The following is a 19,073-nucleotide window of genomic DNA, read 5'->3' as shown; positions in this document are numbered from 1 at the left end:
ACATAAAACAAGAGATTATCTTCTTATTCATGTTAAAATGAAAAGCATCTAAATATTTTTCACTTTTCTGCTTACATAATAGTATGTCTGATGGAGGATTATAATGAAAAAAGCCCTCTCCGAAAAGAAGGCCTGAATGTTAGAGAGTTACCTCATTAATTTTCTTTAGGCAAATGAATAGGGATTGTATTTACCGGATTTGCAGGCAAAGAAACTGTTACATCAGGAAGATCAATGATAAAAGTAGACCCATGCCCAATTATGCTTTCTGCCCGGATCGTACCTTTATGATACTCTACGATTTTCTTACAGATAGCCAGTCCTACCCCTGTTCCTTCTACTTCGTGATAGCTATGCAATCGTTTAAATACAACAAATATTTCTTCTGCATAGGAAGCATCAAATCCAATTCCATTGTCTTTCACATAAATTCTGTGCAGTTTTCCAGACCCATTTTTTGTTGCAGACTCGGCATAAATCTGAATCTGAGGCACAGCGTCATGTTTACTATATTTCAGGGCATTACTTATCAGATTTTGAAAAAGCTGATAGATCTGGCTTGAGATAACTGATGCAACAGGCAAATCTCCGACAGAGATAATTGCCTTCTTGGCTTCTATCTCCGATTCCATATCCAAGAGTACTTCTGCCAGTATCTTATTGAGATCTATTGTAGTAAACTCCTCTTCCTTACCTATCTGTCTTGAGAATTCCAGTAAGTCACGTATCAGTGTCTGCATACGATCAGAGGCATTCACAATCTTTTGCAGATATACTTCCATATCCTGATCAATACGTTCTCTAAACTTGATAGCCAGTGTATTGCTAAAAAGTTTGATTTTACGCAACGGTTCCTGTAAGTCGTGTGAAGCGACATACGCAAACCGATTCAGTTCTTCATTGGCTAGCCGAAGATTGGTGTTATTTTCAACCAGTTGCTGATTCAGCAAATGAATTTTCTCTTCGTTTAACCGGCGTTCTTCAACTTCTTTCTCCAGATTTTTATTGATAGACATCAGCTTCTTTTCCTGAGCAAGAAGCTGATGTGTTTTCTGATACAACTCCGTAAATACACTTACCTTCACCCGTAATAAATCCGGATTGATTGGTTTGGATATATAGTCTACTCCACCTAGCTGATATCCTTTAAAGATATATTCAGACTCGTAGTTATGGGCTGTAATAAAAATGATCGGAATATTTCTCAGCCGTTCACGTTCATAGATCATGTTGGCAGTTTCAAACCCATTCATATCCGGCATCTGCACATCCATCAGGATTAGTGTAAAATCCTGTTGCTGTAACAACATTTTCAGAGCAGCCCTACCCGAATTGGCTTTGACAATTGTATAGCCTTCATGTTCCAGTATCGTTTCAATCGAGAATAAATTATCTTCCCGGTCATCAACAACCAGTATCTTAATATCACGTTTACCCGGTAAATCTTCTTTTTGACTAAGTTGCATTCTCGTTTATTTATAGAGCCACACTCTCATCAATGATAAAAGCTGATCAATTTTAACAGGTTTGGTGATATAATCAGAGGCTCCCGCTTCAATACATTTTTCACGGTCACCCTTCATCGCCTTAGCTGTTACAGCAATGATAGGCAGATTGGTATTTTTGTGTTCACGTCTGATTTTCTGTGTTGTTTCATACCCATCCATCTCAGGCATCATAATATCCATCAGTACAATATCAATCTTATTATTCTCCATCAGAATATTGATAGCTTCCTGACCACTTTCGGCAGTAATAGTATTGATATTAAAACGTTCAAACGCTGTAGTTAGTGCAAACAGATTACGTACATCATCATCTACTACCAATACATTTTTAGCAGCCAGAATATCTTCTTTCGAACGAAGGTTCTCAATAATCTTTTGTTTTTCAGGCAACAAGTCCTTATGATCCAGATGCAAATGCAGCACAGCCTCTTCCAGTAACCGATCCAGTGACTTCACATCTTTTAATAATACCCGATTGGCGTATTGCTTCAGCTGTATCTTCTCTTTTGGAGAAAAGTCTTTGGCTGAATAAATCAGTACAGGGGTGATGTGATTCTTTTTAATGGAGTTTACTTCTGTAATAAAATCCATTCCACTGATATCAGGCAGCATAAAATCTACACTGATGCAATCATACATATTATTCCGGATCTTTTCCAGTCCTTCTTCACCAGTGGTAGCAATTTCAATATCTATCAGATCTCCATTATCCAGCATCTTTACCATTTGAGAAGAATCCAGTTCGTTATCTTCTACGATCAGAAGCTTCTTAGGGTTCCGGTTATGAAAATCCAGGATGTCCTTGAACAATATTGTCAGGGCTTCATTTTTCAGTGGCTTTTGCTGAAAACTGCGAGCCCCTCTTTGCATAGCCAGTAACCGATTTTCTTCTCCAGAGATCAGATGGACAGGTATATGCCGGAAGTTGATGTCATTTTTAAACAGATCCAACACTCTCCAGCCACTGGCATCCGGTAGTTTTACATCCAGTGTCACTGCAATAGGATTGTATTTATTAGCCAGATCAAATACATCCCCAAATCCTGTAGCCACTACTACTTTCAGATCCATATCGTGTGCCTTCTCAATCATGATCTTGGCAAAACGCAGATCGTCCTCTACCACCAGTACTACTTTGTCGTTCAGAACAATATTGTTTCGATCATCTCCGGTTTCGTTGATGATCTCATTCAATCCTTCCAGATCTTTTGTTTCGGTTACTTTTACCGTTGGAACAGACTTGATAGCGAGTTCATCGCTTTCTGACAACTTGTATTCACTGACGGTCAAGCTGCTTTGTTTTTCTTTTTTGATCAGGTTTGGATTGTAGTCAATAGGCAGGAACAAGGTAAACGTACTTCCTCTACCTGGTTCGCTTTCCAATTCGATGGACCCACCCAGCAATTCAGCCAATCCCCGGCTAATGGACAATCCCAGACCTGTTCCACCATATTTACGGCTGGTAGATCCTTCTGCCTGCTGGAATGCTTCGAAGATAATATTCTGCTTGTCTTTGGAAATACCAATACCTGTATCTCTGATTTCAAAGGCAACGGTAAATGGTGCCTTATCCAGACTGACATTACCAGGTTTCCAGTTGCGTTGTGCATGGTAGATCCGGAATCTGACCTCTCCTTTTTCTGTAAACTTAAATGCGTTGGACAAGAGATTCTTCAGGATCTGATTCAAACGCTGAATATCTGTCTCCAGTGTATCCGGCAGTTTTTCATCAATTTCAATGCTAAAGCGCAGGTTCTTGTTCTCAGAAATGTGTTTAAACGTTGTTTCAACGAATGACGTAATTTCATTGAAGCGAACCTTGATAAAGTCAGTTGAGATATATCCAGATTCAATTTTAGAAAGATCCAGAATATCATTAATCAATTGAATCAGGTCATCTCCGCAACTGTGAATGGTTTTGGCATATCGTACCTGCTTTTCAGTAAGATTACCTTCTCTGTTTTCAAAGAGCTGCTGAGCCAAGATAAGCAGAGAGTTCAATGGTGTACGCAACTCATGCGACATGTTGGCAAGGAACTCAGACTTATACTTGGAAGTAAGCTGCAACTGTTCTGCTTTTTCTTCCAGTGATTTGCGGGCTTCTTCTACCTCCTTGTTTTTGCCCTCCACTTCTTCTTTCTGTTTTACCAGCAGGTGTGCTTTGTCCTGTAGCTCCTCGTTGGTACGACGCAACTCATCGGTCAGTGATTGAGACTGTGCCAGCAGCTCTTCTGTACGGGTATTGGTTTCAATGGTGTTCAATACGATACCAATACTTTCTGTCAGCTGACTCAGGAAGTCCAGGTGAATTTCACTGAAGGTTTCAAATGATGCCAGCTCAATTACCGCCTTGATTTCTTTTTCAAACAATACAGGCAATACAATCAGGTTCACAGGTGACGAGTCTCCTAAACCGGAAGCAATCTTGATATAATCTTTTGGTACATTGGTCAATAGAATACGTTCTTTGTCCAGGGCACATTGTCCGACCAACCCTTCTCCCAATGCAAACTCCCTGCTGATATGCAGATCATTCTTAAACGCATAGGAAGAGAATAGCTTCAGTTTTTTATTCTGCAGGTTTTCATCCTGTTCCAGAATATAGAACATACCCTGTTGTGCATTTACCACCTGAGCCAGCTCAGAAAGAATCCGTCGTGTTACTGTATTCAGATCCTTCTGACCCTGTAACATTTGCGTAAACTTAGCCAGGTTGGATTTCAGCCAGTCCTGCTCCTGATTTCGTAAGGTAGTTTCTTTCAAGTTGGCAATCATCTGGTTGATGGTATCCTTCAACTCTTCCACTTCCCCTTTCGCCTCTACCCGAATCATCTGAGTCAGATCCCCTTTCGTTACCGCAGAAGCAACTTCCGAAATCGCCCGTACCTGAGTAGTCAGGTTTTCTGCCAGCTGGTTTACGTTTTCCGTCAGGTTTTTCCAGATACCTGATGCACCCGGCACACTGGCCTGTCCACCCAATCGTCCTTCAACCCCTACCTCACGAGCCACCGTTGTTACCTGATCGGCAAACAACGCCAATGTGTCAATCATTTCGTTGATGGTATCTGTCAACTGTGCTACCTCACCGCGTGATACAATGGACAGCTTTTGTTTCAGGTTACCTGTTGCTACAGCAGTCACAACCTTTGCAATACCCCGTACCTGGTTTGTCAGGTTGGACGCCATCATGTTTACCGAGTCAGTCAAATCTTTCCACGTTCCAGCACCCCCCTGTACTTCTGCTTGTCCACCGAGCTTTCCTTCTGTACCTACTTCCCTTGCCACACGTGTTACCTCATACGCAAACGAGTTCAACTGATCCACCATCGTATTGATGGTATTTTTCAAATCAAAGATTTCCCCTTTTACGTCGATAGTTACCTTTTTAGACAAGTCACCCGATGCCACCGCTTTTGTCACCTCGGCAATATTTCGTACCTGTGAAGTCAGGTTACCCGTCATCTGGTTTACTGAGTCGGTCAAATCTTTCCAGGTACCGGCAACCCCTGGTACGAATGCCTGTCCACCGAGTTTACCGTCTGTACCTACCTCCCGTGCCACACGTGTTACTTCGGATGCAAACGCCCGAAGCTGATCCACCATCGTATTCAGCGTTTCTTTCAGCTGAAGGATTTCTCCCCGCACGTCCACTGTAATCTTACGTGACATATCCCCGTTCGCCACGGCAATCGCCACATCGGCAATATTCCGTACCTGAGCGGTCAGGTTACCTGCCATCTGGTTTACCGAGTCGGTTAAGTCTTTCCAGGTACCACCCACACCTGGTACGTTCGCTTGTCCACCTAATTTACCTTCCGTACCTACTTCCCGTGCCACACGAGTCACCTCAGACGCAAAGGCCCGAAGCTGCTCCACCATGGTGTTAATCGTATTTTTCAATTCGAGGATCTCTCCCTGAACATCCACCTCAATCTTACGCGACAAGTCACCATTTGCCACGGCGGTTGTTACCTCAGCAATGTTACGCACCTGAGCGGTCAGGTTTGACGCCATTTTATTTACCGAATCGGTCAAATCTTTCCAGGTACCACCCACGCCTGGCACGTTTGCCTGACCACCTAATTTACCTTCTGAACCTACTTCTCTCGCTACACGAGTTACTTCCGAACCAAAGGAATTGAGCTGATCCACCATGGTGTTAATCGTATTCTTCAACTCAAGGATTTCCCCTTTCACGTCCACTGTAATCTTACGCGACAAGTCACCTCGTGCCACCGCTGTGGTTACCTCGGCAATGTTCCGTACCTGGGCTGTCAGGTTTGAACCCATCTGGTTTACAGACTCAGTTAAGTCTTTCCAGGTACCACCCACACCTTGTACTTTCGCTTGCCCACCGAGTTTACCTTCCGTACCTACTTCCAGCGCCACACGTGTTACCTCTGAGGCAAACGAGTTGAGCTGATCCACCATCGTATTGATGGTTTTCTTTAATTCCAAAATCTCCCCTGCAACATCCACCGTAATCTTCTTGGACAAGTCTCCATTCGCCACGGCGGTTGTTACCTCAGCAATGTTCCGAACCTGAGCTGTCAGGTTTGAACCCATCTGGTTTACTGAGTCCGTTAAATCTTTCCAGGTTCCCCCAACCCCTTGTACCTTCGCCTGACCACCTAGTTTACCTTCCGTACCTACTTCCAGCGCCACACGCGTTACCTCAGATGCAAACGAGTTCAACTGATCCACCATGGTGTTAATCGTATTCTTTAATTCAAGGATCTCTCCCTGAACGTCTACCGTAATCTTTTTCGATAAGTCACCATTTGCAACGGCGGTTGTTACCTCAGCAATGTTACGCACCTGAGCTGTCAGGTTTGATGCCATCTGGTTTACAGACTCGGTCAAATCTTTCCAAACCCCACCTACTCCTTTTACCGTTGCCTGTCCACCTAATTTTCCTTCTGAACCTACTTCTCTCGCCACACGCGTTACCTCAGCAGAGAAGGAGTTCAACTGATCCACCATGGTGTTGATCGTATTTTTCAATTCGAGGATCTCCCCTTTCACGTCCACAGTAATCTTACGCGACAAGTCCCCTCGGGCCACTGCTGTGGTTACTTCTGCAATGTTACGTACCTGACCAGTCAGGTTAGATGCCATCTGGTTTACCGAGTCTGTTAAGTCTTTCCAGGTTCCAGCCACACCTTGTACTTCTGCTTGTCCACCAAGTTTACCATCTGTACCTACTTCCCTTGCTACCCGAGTTACCTCTGAGGAGAAGGAGTTAAGCTGATCCACCATGGTGTTAATCGTATTTTTCAGCTCAAGGATCTCTCCCTGAACGTCCACCGTAATCTTTTTCGACAAGTCACCTTTCGCCACGGCGGTTGTTACCTCGGCAATATTTCGTACCTGGGCTGTCAGATTACCTGCCATCTGGTTTACCGAGTCCGTCAAATCTTTCCAAACCCCACCTACTCCTTTTACTGTTGCCTGACCACCGAGTTTACCTTCTGAACCTACTTCTCTTGCTACACGCGTTACCTCCATGGAGAATAGATTCAGCTGTTTCACCATATCATTTACCTCAGTAGCAATACGGGCAAACTCTCCCTGCAATACGTGATCGCCAATCTGGAGAGGCATTTCCTGAGACAAGTTTCCTTTTGCTACCGAACCAATCACGTGTGCTATCTCAATGGTAGGATGCACCAAATCGGAAATCAGGCTATTGATTGAATCCACACTGGAACTCCATGAGCCTCTGGCATAACGTGGCAGTTCTACACGGTGATTGAGCTTTCCCTGCTTACCAATAATGCTTCTGGCAGTAGTAAGCTCAAGGACTAAGCTCTCATTGAGAGCTATAATATCATTTAATGTATCACAGATTTTTCCGGAAAGTCCGAGCTGATCAACAGGCATACGGACTGAGAAATTACCATTCTTCACTTCAGCGAGTACCCTAAGCAATGCTTTGGCATCCAGTTCATCATCAGATGAACCAAATGGTTTTGCATGCCCGTTCGTTCCGTCTGGTGTATGAAGCGACATATCTACTTCAGCCGTCTCTGCTACAGGTGATGCCTGCGAAGTTCCATTCGTGGATTTTTTTCTAGAGTTCATACATTGGGTACGTGGTATATAGATTAAGTAGCTATACTATTGTATATATATTTAGTAAGTGGTAATTCGCTTTTTTGGAAAACTTCCCGATTATTTAAAAACAATTTTTCTTCTCTTGCTTTACCTGTATTACTATCCTTGATGTACCATAGAAATTGTTTTGCTACAGGCTTCCAATAATACTAGATACCTGCGTAAATAGTTCTATCTACATAGCAAAATAATCATTACTCAATATAGTGTAATGATTATTTCAAAAACAATGACAATACTAAAAAGGTCTGTAATGTATGTTATCAAGAGGCAAATACCAGCACCTTACCAAAATACATGCCAATACTAAATTATGTATTCAGTGGAGAATTAACCTTAAAGAACAGTGATTTTGATGAAATATGTACATGCGGATGTAGAAACTTTCTACAAATTGTAGAAGTATATCCACATATTTTACAAATGAAGATGATCTCTGTGTGTATAGATAGCACAACACTAGCAGGTAATCTTATCAATTACGCTACAAAGAGTTGTAGTTACTATACTTTTAACGCAAAACTCAGATAAATAGTGTAATAGAGGAAAAAAATTTAAGCTGAGAAACATAAAAATCCATCTACATGATTAATTCTATAACATAAAAAACATGAGTCATCCCGAATTTTGGATTTGATAAAACTCAAGCCTATATTTTTGAAAATAGTGTAGGCTTGGGGTAACTTTTGAGGAATCTCTCTTTCTACATTAGTTTATAATCCTTTACATCACTCTTCTTGCGGCTCCTTACTTTTTTGCTTGCCCAAAAAAGTAAGCAAAAAAAGGCACTTTTTCCCGATCCTTCCGCCCGCAAGGCCAAAGGCCAACCTCGCGGGAAAAAGATTGCCAACGCACCTACACCACCACACATGATTGAAGTTATCACAACTCTCTTTGTAGCTTATTTATTTTACTATGTATTCCGCTTCAAAGTCAAATCCTTTTACTCAATATTCGGGTTGAATCATGTCTATACTATATAGGATAGCAGATAGTTGTTTACTTCACTATAACTTTCCGAGTGGCATTGCCTTTATCGGTTTTGAAAACAACCAAATAAATCCCTGCACCATTACCTGACAGATCCAGTTCCTTCTTATAACTACTTTGCGAAACAGCTTGTGTATATATTTTCTGTCCCAGGTTATTATACACGTCAATGGTTTCTATACGAGTGGAGGCTTGAGAAAAGTCAATCGTAAACCTGCCATCTGATGGATTTGGTGAAATAACAATCGACCGGCTCCATTCTGGCTGTTCGGTAGCTGTAGGCTTCATGACAAATTCTGTTTCACTGGTGGCAGTTCCACCCAGAGTAGTCACACTTACCTTGCCAGCTGTTACTCCTGTAGGTATAGTTACAACCAGTTGTGTTTCTGTAGCAGAAACCACAGTAGCCTTTTTCCCATTGATCATAACCGTATTGTCAGTCAGTATGGTCTGATAATTGGTTCCGGTAATCGTGATCTGCTCACCAATCTGTGCAGTTTCGGGAGTAAAGCTGCTGATGGTTGGAGGCAGGAATATGACTCCATTCTCAGACAACTGATTTTGTTGAGTAATCACTGGTGGTACATCATATAGGACATTGGCTGTGGTATTGGTACGAACAGGATCATTGTAATCGAAGAAGATATCAGCAAAGTTTTCAATTTGTGCTTTTTCTGCCAGGTTGGCTTTGGGTTTAATGGTAAACTGAACAAACCCATTACTACCAGCCTGATCACGGGTGCTATCAGGTAGATTGATAGTATTGAATGTCCAGGTCAATACCGGACGGCCCTTACCTGTAACCTTCAAGGAATACATATGTGAAGAAGATCCCATCTGTAGAGTGGAAATATCCAAACTCTCCGAAAGAGTATCAACGACAGTTACTGTGTAGGCATAGTCGGTTCCTGTATTCTGAAAGCGAATGGTGTATTTCAGTTCCGTATTTGTCGGTGTATAATGGTCATTAGGTGTTCCTACAGGGCTTACCAATTTGTCATTGGGATCAAATGAGTCAATAATTGGTAAACATTCAACTGCTACTTCGGGTTCTGCATCATCTTGTGGTAAGGCATCAACAAATCCCTTGCTGACCACATCACTGATAGAAGATTTACATCCTTCTATAGTCAGGTTGGTTTGGGATTTGCGTGGATGGTCAGGGCGTTGATTCGCTTCCAGACGGACAGTTTTGCCATTGGCAGGAATCCGTAGTACCAGGCTATCTCCTGCCTCTAGTTTATAGTTTTTACGCAACGCCAGTTGGGCATTGAGCAATATACGAAACTCCGCACTATCGGCCATTGCCTGCCCTATGTTCTTAATTACCATTTGCACGCGTCCGTTCTCTACGCATTTACCTGTCAGCATAATATCTGACTTATCCCAGGTAGAATTCTCAGATAATGTATAGTCATTGGCTGGTGTGATCCATACTTTCGTACAAGCTGTCAGACCTGTAATATCAGCTATACAAGCTACTGAATCAGTGATTTGAATAGTACTTGTTTGATTAGCACCAAGTGTTCCTATAGAAAACACATAACTAGAGTCCGGAGTTATTGTAAATGGCTTGTCAGCAGTTTGCAGAATCACATTTTCAGGCATTTTTACATACACTTTCACATCCTGAGCATCCGCATAGCCTGTATTAGAGAAAGTGACAACAGTCTGGCTGGAAAAGCATCTACGCCTGCGATCAGAGCTTACTGCAATAGTAAGGTGAGGAATCGCCGTGACTGTATTTCCAAAATTGATGTTCGATACACGCTCTCCTTTGCTGGAAAGTGTCACAGAAGTAGAGATATTGTTAGCCGGACAAACAGGCTGTAATAACATATTGTCAGTATTCAGTATCTGACTAACAGTATAGGTTCCAAGCGGAACAGCAATACGATAATTACCTTCACTATCTGTAACGCCAAAGTAATCACCTGGTTCTGTTTTTACTATTATTTCCGAAAGAGGCTTATCTGAGGCATCGAACTTACAATTCAGATTGGCATCTGAGTAAATAGTACCATTGATAAAGGCTACCTGATCCGTGCTATAAACCATCACCCCCAGAGTGCTATTAGTCCAGTAAACATCTCCTTCTTTGTCAATGGCAATAGCATACGGTTGCATGGATATTGAGAGTAGATCTATTTTTGACAAGAATTTACCTGTAGGATCAAACTTCTGAATGCGGCGATTTTGTACATCTGTAATCCAGATGTTATCCTCATTGTCAACAGCTACATCAGACGGATAATTCAGTTGGCCATCACCTGCGCCATTGGAATTAAGCTTTAGTAAAAATTTACCATCTGACGAAAACTTCTGGAGTCGATTATTATTGTTATCTACAACCCAAATATTTCCTTTACTATCCACATTTATTCCCTGAGGCTGATCAAACTGGCCGTCTGCTGACCCCTGAGAACTCCCAATCTTGAGCAGAAAATTTCCATTTTTATCAAACTTCTGGACACAATGATTGTTTCTATCAGATATCCAGATATTATCCTGGCGATCTATACAAATGCCTTGAGGAGAAATAAATTGACCATTACCCGTTCCTTTTTCTCCAAAAGCAAATAGAAAGTTACCAGTAGCATCAAACTTCTTTATTTTTTGATTGCCGGAGTTTGTAATCCAAACATTTCCCTGACGATCCAGAGTTAAATCCTGAGGATAGTTTAATTGAGTATCAGCCATACCTAACGATCCAAACGTAGAAAGAAAGTCGCCATCCGGATCAAATTTCTGAATACGATGATTACCCTCATCTACTACCCAAGTATTGCCAGAATTATCAACAGTTACCCCCGCCGGATATTTGTAAGAGCCATTATCTGAAGCAGGAGAAGCAAACTTTGAAAGAAACTTGCCATCTGTGCCAAATCGTTGAACACGATTATTACTACAATCCGCTACCCATATATTATCTTGCTTATCTATAATCATCCCTTTGGGATTAGCTAATTGCCCATCATTTGAACCTACTTCTCCTGAAGTTAGCAAAAATTTACCATTGCCGTCAAATTTCTGAATACGTCCATTTCCATTGTCCAGCACCCAAACATTTCCTTTACTATCAACAGCAACACTCCAGGGATGATTGAATTGTCCATTTCCAGATCCCTCTGATCCTACTTTTAGCAAAAATTTACCACTAGAATTAAACTTTTGAATACGGTGAGCATAGGAATCTGCTACCCATACATTTCCTTGAGTGTCTACTGTAATACCACTGGCAGACATAAACTGTCCATCTGCAGAGCCTCCAGATCCTGTTTTTAATAAGAATTTGCCAGTAGCATCAAACTTTTGTAAGCGGTTGGATTCATCTGTAACCCATATATTTCCTTGTATGTCAGCGAATATTGCGGTTGGATTGGAAAGCTGTCCATTTCCAGTTCCTTTAGAACCAAACTGAAATAATAAACTTCCTTTGGAATCAAACTTTTGAATTACACTTTTGTAACTATCAGCTACCCAAAGATTACCTTGGGCATCGGTTGCAATATGGTTAGTACCTCCAAACACATCAACCCGAGATCCAAATGAGCCTACCATAAACAAGAACCGACTGTCAGCACCTAATTTCATAATGGAACGATCTTCACTAGCTACATATATTGCCCCATTTATATCCATGGCAATATCAGAAGGTCTACTTGCACCTGTTTTTCCAACTGTTCGTTTAAATGTATATTGTTGTGCCCATACTTCTGAAGTAAGTCCTATAGAAAGTAATAGAAATAAAATAACACGGGGTAAAGTTTTTATCATAGAATGAATTACAAAGATAAAGTTATTCAAAGCCTGTTTCAGAGTGTTAAACCTTCACCCTGATTATTTTGTCTGAACATATATACTACTCTCTACGAAGTAGTAATCAACTTTCTTAGAAAAAAACATAACCTTTTCAATGCTACCCTGCTAGTCAATAAATAGAGTGCTGCAACCTATTTCTTTTACGCATATATAGACTACCTATCGCCAGTCCTATTTGACAGTACCGAAAGTCTTGCGTATTTTTCAGGGAATTGTGTATGATTAACACAACTACTCCTGAAAGTACTTGGCCTACTCCTGTTGTGACGAATTTAGGATAGACTGGCTCTTCTTCGGCATTGACTAACAGCATGGGTAATTTGATTGCAGATGGAAATATCTTATATGCATTCTGGCAGGATCGTGTGGACGGATGGTTAAAAGTATCTTCTAGAAACATTAACTATATAGCTAGTCCGCTTGCCTGGCAAACAACTTATTTCCATCACAACAGGACAAAACAACCTGCTTGCTCAATTTGCATTAGGGTATCCTGGCATTTATGCTATTCCTAATAAACCATGTTCTTTTGTTCGCATCTGGACAGAAGAAGTAGCTACGGGCGTTGTTAATTGTATGGTAATTTTAGTACGTTAGAAGATTTGCAGGCGGGATTTCAGAAAGTTGATACAATTATAGGCTATGCAGTATTAGCGGGAGGTAATAACTTCACAGGCCTGCAAACCTTAGATGATTCTAATGCAGTTGGAACACCTAGCTGGGATTTTCGTAAGTCTAATCTCACTATGCCATCATTAGCCGATATTGGATTTCAGCCTTCATTTCTATCTGGTACTGTTGGACGAATTGGAGGTAGCAGTAGTACAACAGAAGGGCTAGTGGTAAACGGATTTACAACCAGTTCTACCAGTGCTATCCCTTTGGATTTCGTTGCTTATCATGGATCTAATGCACCTACAAGTGCAGGAATTTTGTTTCGAGTGAGGAAGCACAGCGCCACATCCGGCCTGTGGCGCTGGCAGACACAGAACTATTGGCAGATGTGCAGAATAACACAACTTCTCGTGTTAAAATATATGCATTTGGGTTAATAGAGATTACATCTTCCAGCATTAATAGAGGCTATCGTATCCGTCGAGACGACTTGACTATTCCCAATTTTACCAATTCAAATACCGGATGGATGGCAAATGCAGTGGCGATATTTAAGGATGGCTCAACAAGTTCAGGGGGTGCAAGTATGGTAGGATACACAAACGTAGCAGGCACGAGCCCGCCGCAGGGGTGACAGGCAATCTGGGTAATAGTTCACCTGGTACAATACCCGCAGTGTTGTTAAGAGGCGCAAAGCACGTAGGAGGCGCCAGTCAGGACGCACAGGCATTAGCTGCAACAGAGATAGTTGTTTCTGTGCACAACCTTACGACTGATTTAATACGGGTTCACGGGGGGAGCTTATATGTTTATCGCTAACGGCACGGCTCCTACCTCAAATCCTTCAGGGGTGGTTTCTTATATGTAGAAAGAAGGTGGAGCGCTAAAATATAGAGGCTCAGCGGGAACTATTACAACCTTAGCGCCTGCCTGATTAAGCAGGTAAAGGAGTAGTCAGTTTTCTACACACTTCTTTACCCCAATTCATTGCAGGTTTTTCTATCATGTTGTAAACTAAATACGAAAGCAACAAAGTACAGCCTATACTTAAACCATATTTTAAAGAAGTTGCCAAGTAGCTGATTTTAAAGAAGTGAAATACGATAGGATGAAGCAGGTAAATAGAATAACTCTTTTCACCTAAAAAATGTAAGGTTTTGTGAATCGGATTAGGTAGTTCCCAATGTGATACAGCAAAACACCAGCATAGCGCAAAGGATAAGACAACAAAGAACAGCCTGTTATATCCCCAAATTTGTTCACTTTGATTGGGTTCAGTGGGGTAAATAGCAAAGGCAACAAGGCAAAGCGCAATGCTGATATTGAGTAGTGTTTGTTTCGGATAAAAGAAATACTTTTTAAAGTACCCTAATGCTATGCCACCAGCAAATAAGTAAAGATGGTTTAGCGGTTTGATGTAAAACTTATTCCATTGAACATGTATATCAGCATCCGGACTTATTAGAACGAAAGCATAGTAGTAACCAACAGCAAAGGTAAGAGCGGTAAGCAGGGTAAATAACAAGTATTGCTTATAGTAAAGCAGAAGGAAGAAAACAGGGAATGTGAAATAAAATACCATTTCCATTCCGATACTCCATGAGGCAATAGCAATACCACCTGAGTATTGAGTGAAACCGAATAAACCTGTCAAGTTTAGTAGTATGATTTTCCAATGTGGCCAACCTGAATAAAGTATTGTCAGTGCAATACAAAGCCACAAAAGGGGAAATATTCTTACTACTCGCTTGATAGCAAAAGCAGTGAATGATTCCAGGTCGAGCTTAAATGTCCGGGCATTGACTAGGTACAGAGTCAAACCAGATAAGATGTAAAAAATACAAACGGAATATGTAACCAGACGTTGTAAGAAGTTTTCGGAATCCATTTCGTGATAGTACCAAGCATAGTAATGTCCAAACATAACAGTACAAGCGGCTAAGCCCCGCAAATAATCAAGAGAGTAAATACGACCCATAGAGTAACAATTTTAAAAACCCAAACTTAGTAAAATTTATGAAACTGACCCTATCTCAAATCACCGATCTTAATCTGGCAATTCGAAACCTATCCGAACACAAGTTCCCGAATCCTTCTTCCTCTTACAGAGTTAGTATCTGGCAAAGAAGAATTCTCACTCAGTACCTATTCTTTATGATCGTAAGCCGCACTGTATTTCGTGTTCTATTTGCATTTGTTTTTCTAACAGGCAATGCCTGGAGCCAGGTTAAAAAAGACTTTATTTCCAATCCGGTTATCAAGGGATATTTTGCAGATCCCAGCATGATCAAACATCAGGGCAACTATTATATCTATGCAACCATAGATCCCTGGGGAGGGGACGAACTGGCGGTATGGGAGTCTGCAGACTTTGTGAACTGGACGCAGAAACACATCAACTGGCCTACCAAACAAGCATGTACCAGTCCTACCTCCAATGGAAGTAAGGTATGGGCTCCCTCTGTAGTGAAAGCACCCAATGGCAAATTTTATATGTATGTATCGGTAGGGAGTGAAATATGGGCAGGTGTGAGTAACAGTCCGTTAGGGCCATGGAAAAATGCAAAAGCCGATAATACCCCGCTGCTGGCAGGCAACTCTACTCCTGGCGTTCATATTATCGACTCGGATTGTTTTATTGATGAAGATGGAAAGGCCTATCTGTACTGGGGATCTGGTTTAAACTGGGTCAATGGGCATTGTCTGGCAGTTAAGCTAAAGCCCGACATGATATCGTTTGACGGAACACCCAAAGATATTACTCCTCCCCACTACTTTGAAGGGCCACATATGATCAAACGCAAGGGTCTGTATTATCTGATGTACTCGGATGGCAAAGCCATTGATGCTACTTATAAGGTTCGCTATTCAACAAGCAAAACGCCGTTTGGTCCCTGGACAGAAGGCCCTAAAAGCCCCATCCTGGCTACCTCTGCTGATAGCACTACCTATGGTCCGGGACATCATACAGTTTTTAGGGAAAAGGGACAGGACTATATTCTCTATCACCGCATTTTTCCTCAAAAGAAAGAATATGTACTACGGGAGCTATGTATCGACAGTCTGAACTTTGATGCCAAAGGCAATATCCGCAAGATCACTCCAACTGGTGTTAAATCATTTGCAAAAAAGAAGTAAATCAAAAAACCAGAACCCCAGTCAGCTATCTGATTGGGGATTTTTATTTGTAAATTCAGACCACATACCAAATCCTGCAGGTCATCTGCCTATTCTACTTATACATACTTCTACACATTTACTGTTCTTTGGAATAAATAGCATACACTACCTCATTCCTTTATGCTAAAAAGACTTTTATGCTTTGTTTCTATACTATGCGTTTATTTTACTACAAAAGCATGCCCTAATGAATATCGTGTTCTACGTCACGTTTTGTTAAATGGCAAAAAAATTAAACGCACTGAATCAATTGATTATAAAATTTTAAGTCCTAAGCAAATTGAAGAGCTTGCTAAGGCAGAGGCAGTAGAACTAGAGAGGCTTTGGAGAGATACCCATGATATAAGAGCCTATTCAGACTATGGCGTTAAACTACTATATCTGGGCCAATACAAAGAAGCGAAAAATGTCTTTTCTACCATAGAAAACATACAACCTAATCTGTATGCTACTGCCGCTAATCTAGGTACAGCCTATGAATTGCTGGGAAAAAATGATTCGGCTTATTACTGGATACAGAAAGGCATTACACTTAATCCGGAATCACATTTCGGTTCGGAGTGGTTACATCTGAAAGTACTGGAGATAAAGTTGAAAGGATTATCCAATCTTAACAGCCAGTTTATGTTGGGAACAGACTTAGGCAATGATACTATTCCTAAATCTTCCTTACCCTTGAAAAAACTTGAGGAGCTTCGTAATCATATCACGTATCAGTTGCATGAACGTAGAATATTCGTAAAAGCTCCCGAACCCATTGTCGCCTTTCTGTCATTTCAGTTAGGCAATATTGAAGCCATTACAGATGATATTACAGAATCACTACTTAGCTATAATTCTGCTTATGAATACGGATTCAGAAGTGAACTATTTGCCAAAAGGTATCTCAAATTCAAGCAGATTCATGTAAAGTCACATACGCCATTACCCCACAATACTCTTTCGGATAAGGAGCTACAGGCCATCATTGATAACCCTGTTCCAGTTTTACCTCAACCCGTAGCAGATACTCTCACAAAGGAAGAAGCTTCACTAAACTCTGATACTATACCTAATCAATCCTCACCTTATCGCAGTTATATGATTGCAGGAGCATTAATAGTAAGCCTTGCAGCAGGCTATTTTATTTTCAGAAACCGAGTATAGGTATTCTCAACTGATATATAGCCAATACTTCCTATCTGCGCATAGTTCACGGCAAACTAATTTTTGCTGAAGGCAAGGTTGTCGGCTTGATCAATAAAGAGCTTGCCTATGACTCTAATCACTTTTTGTTTTGACCGGAGTTCCGATCATTTTTTTATTTGCGCATAACTCACCGCAAAAACAAAATTGGATCGGAACTCCGATCACTTCCTCTGCTGCGCATAGTTCACGGCAAAAACTTTTTTGACTGGAACTCATCGCAACAATAAAATTGATCGGAATTCACCGCAAGCAAAATTCCTTATTGTATGCGATATCTTTTCTGGAAATAAAGAATGTTTCTTGTGTGGGTTTCCGTTCAATGCTTTCACTTAAAAAAGTTATTTCTTTTCCTCATATTTCTTTTTTGTCCTCTTATTTCTTTTTTGTCCTTCTGAAAGGCAAATTTTACTCTCTTCCTGTCCTTCTGAAAGAATCTTGTGACAAATAGAGTTGCGTATGAACTCTGAGAAAAGAAATATTTCCAAAGGTAAAAGCCGCCGGTCTTGCCACGAGTTTCTTTCAGAAGGACAGGTGGGGTAGTTTGAGTGGTACAAGATCAAGATTGACGATCTACCTTTAATTACAACTGAAATATTTCAATTCTTCTATGGTACAATTAAGATTCCCAAAGAGAAGCCAACCAAGCATTCAGTTTAACAATTTCAATTCCTCTATGGTACAATTAAGATATCCAGCATTTTACGGATATTAAGCCCATTGGTGAATTTCAATTCCTCTATGGTACAATTAAGATAAAGTCCTGCTTATTTCCGATTGCCATTGTCCAGGCTATTTCAATTCCTCTATGGTACAATTAAGATTAGCTCCATGTGTGTAATAAAGATTATCTCCAGATAAATTTCAATTCCTCTATGGTACAATTAAGATGAAGGTTTATAACGATCTTAAAAAACAAGTCTTATCCATTTCAATTCCTCTATGGTACAATTAAGATCATCTTACAGCCTGTAGCCAGAGGTAATATCTATCATTTCAATTCCTCTATGGTACAATTAAGATACTCTTTGAAAGACCGAAAGCCCGAAGCCGTTTGAAATTTCAATTCCTCTATGGTACAATTAAAGGCAGTGGGCAAAGTAAACTCAAAACTGATAGAATTATATTTCAATTCCTATATGGTACAATTAAAGGTATAGCGCTCATGGTTGGTGCTTCATTCCCTCAGAATTTTCAATTCCTATATGGTACAATTAAAGGTTCCCCGCCTTCAGATCCACCTTCGGCTTTTTTCTGTTTCAATTCCTATATGGTACAATTAAAGGGAGACTTGACAGATCCGGCGACTCAGTGCTTTGATGGTTTCAATTCCTATATGGTACAATTAAAGGCATGGACCTATCTGGAAAGTATTGGTTCGTAATCATGTTTCAATTCCTATATGGTACAATTAAAGGCAAAACCAGTAACAGTAACCTCAATAAATAATAAGACGTTTCAATTCCTATATGGTACAATTAAAGGCATACCCTCCACAATAGGTAAAAATGCTCGTGACCTCCTCCCGCAAAAATGGACCGTAGGGAAGTAGAAAAAATCGGTGATTTTACTTAGTTTACACATAAAGAAAATCGCCATGAAAAACGGATCATCTCTGATCCAATAGTTTACTGAAGCGCAAATCGCGTTTGCATT

The 19,073-nt window shown here is 40.8% G+C and carries 9 protein-coding genes; 5 read left to right on the top strand and 4 right to left on the bottom strand.

Going from position 1 to position 19,073, the window contains the following annotated elements:
• Positions 1-155: 155 nt before the first annotated feature.
• The 3 genes from QNI15_RS30205 to QNI15_RS30195 form a co-directional block, all read right to left on the bottom strand.
• Positions 156-1,466, bottom strand: coding sequence for a sensor histidine kinase (locus QNI15_RS30205; RefSeq protein ID WP_314002109.1), 1,311 nt, complete (start codon positions 1,464-1,466; stop codon positions 156-158).
• A 6-nt stretch (positions 1,467-1,472) separates the two neighbouring features.
• Positions 1,473-7,592 (bottom strand): HAMP domain-containing protein, encoded by a 6,120-nt coding sequence (locus tag QNI15_RS30200; protein ID WP_314035430.1) that lies wholly within the window; start codon positions 7,590-7,592, stop codon positions 1,473-1,475.
• 1,032 nt (positions 7,593-8,624) lie between these two features.
• Positions 8,625-12,392 carry a DUF7619 domain-containing protein gene (locus tag QNI15_RS30195; protein ID WP_314035429.1) on the bottom strand — a complete coding sequence of 1,256 codons (3,768 nt, stop codon included), beginning with the start codon at positions 12,390-12,392 and terminating at the stop codon, positions 8,625-8,627.
• A gap of 465 nt (positions 12,393-12,857) precedes the next feature.
• On the opposite strand from QNI15_RS30195, the gene QNI15_RS30190 reads away from it, so the two are divergent.
• Both QNI15_RS30190 and QNI15_RS30185 read left to right on the top strand, forming a co-directional pair.
• Positions 12,858-13,034, top strand: coding sequence for a hypothetical protein (locus QNI15_RS30190; protein WP_314035427.1), 177 nt, complete (start codon positions 12,858-12,860; stop codon positions 13,032-13,034).
• A 5-nt stretch (positions 13,035-13,039) separates the two neighbouring features.
• Complete coding sequence (locus QNI15_RS30185) at positions 13,040-13,489, top strand: hypothetical protein (RefSeq protein ID WP_314035425.1); 450 nt, start codon at positions 13,040-13,042, stop codon at positions 13,487-13,489.
• 497 nt (positions 13,490-13,986) lie between these two features.
• On the opposite strand, the gene QNI15_RS30180 is transcribed toward QNI15_RS30185, so the two are convergent.
• Positions 13,987-15,030 carry an acyltransferase family protein gene (locus tag QNI15_RS30180; RefSeq protein WP_314035423.1) on the bottom strand — a complete coding sequence of 348 codons (1,044 nt, stop codon included), beginning with the start codon at positions 15,028-15,030 and terminating at the stop codon, positions 13,987-13,989.
• A gap of 38 nt (positions 15,031-15,068) precedes the next feature.
• On the opposite strand from QNI15_RS30180, the gene QNI15_RS30175 reads away from it, so the two are divergent.
• The 3 genes from QNI15_RS30175 to QNI15_RS39095 all read left to right on the top strand — a co-directional run bounded on the left by QNI15_RS30175 (position 15,069) and on the right by QNI15_RS39095 (position 18,801).
• A complete protein-coding gene (locus QNI15_RS30175) occupies positions 15,069-16,190 on the top strand; it encodes a family 43 glycosylhydrolase (protein WP_314035422.1) in 1,122 nt (373 codons plus the stop codon).
• Positions 16,191-16,352: 162 nt separating this feature from the next.
• Positions 16,353-17,378, top strand: coding sequence for a hypothetical protein (locus QNI15_RS30170; protein ID WP_314035420.1), 1,026 nt, complete (start codon positions 16,353-16,355; stop codon positions 17,376-17,378).
• A gap of 1,093 nt (positions 17,379-18,471) precedes the next feature.
• Positions 18,472-18,801, top strand: coding sequence for a hypothetical protein (locus QNI15_RS39095; protein WP_449359700.1), 330 nt, complete (start codon positions 18,472-18,474; stop codon positions 18,799-18,801).
• Positions 18,802-19,073: the final 272 nt, after the last annotated feature.

Source organism: Xanthocytophaga flava, assembly GCF_030068545.1.
GTDB lineage: Bacteria > Bacteroidota > Bacteroidia > Cytophagales > 172606-1 > Xanthocytophaga > Xanthocytophaga flava.
This window is presented reverse-complemented; position numbering and strand designations above follow the sequence as displayed.

What these genes read in the sequence shown, in the direction of transcription:
- QNI15_RS30205 (WP_314002109.1), bottom strand. Translation starts at nt 1,466, where the DNA reads ATGCAACTTAGTCAAAAAGAAGATTTACCGGGTAAACGTGATATTAAG.
- QNI15_RS30200 (WP_314035430.1), bottom strand. Translation starts at nt 7,592, where the DNA reads ATGAACTCTAGAAAAAAATCCACGAATGGAACTTCGCAGGCATCACCT.
- QNI15_RS30195 (WP_314035429.1), bottom strand. Translation starts at nt 12,392, where the DNA reads ATGATAAAAACTTTACCCCGTGTTATTTTATTTCTATTACTTTCTATA.
- QNI15_RS30180 (WP_314035423.1), bottom strand. Translation starts at nt 15,030, where the DNA reads ATGGGTCGTATTTACTCTCTTGATTATTTGCGGGGCTTAGCCGCTTGT.
- QNI15_RS30175 (WP_314035422.1), top strand. Translation starts at nt 15,069, where the DNA reads ATGAAACTGACCCTATCTCAAATCACCGATCTTAATCTGGCAATTCGA.
- QNI15_RS30170 (WP_314035420.1), top strand. Translation starts at nt 16,353, where the DNA reads ATGCTAAAAAGACTTTTATGCTTTGTTTCTATACTATGCGTTTATTTT.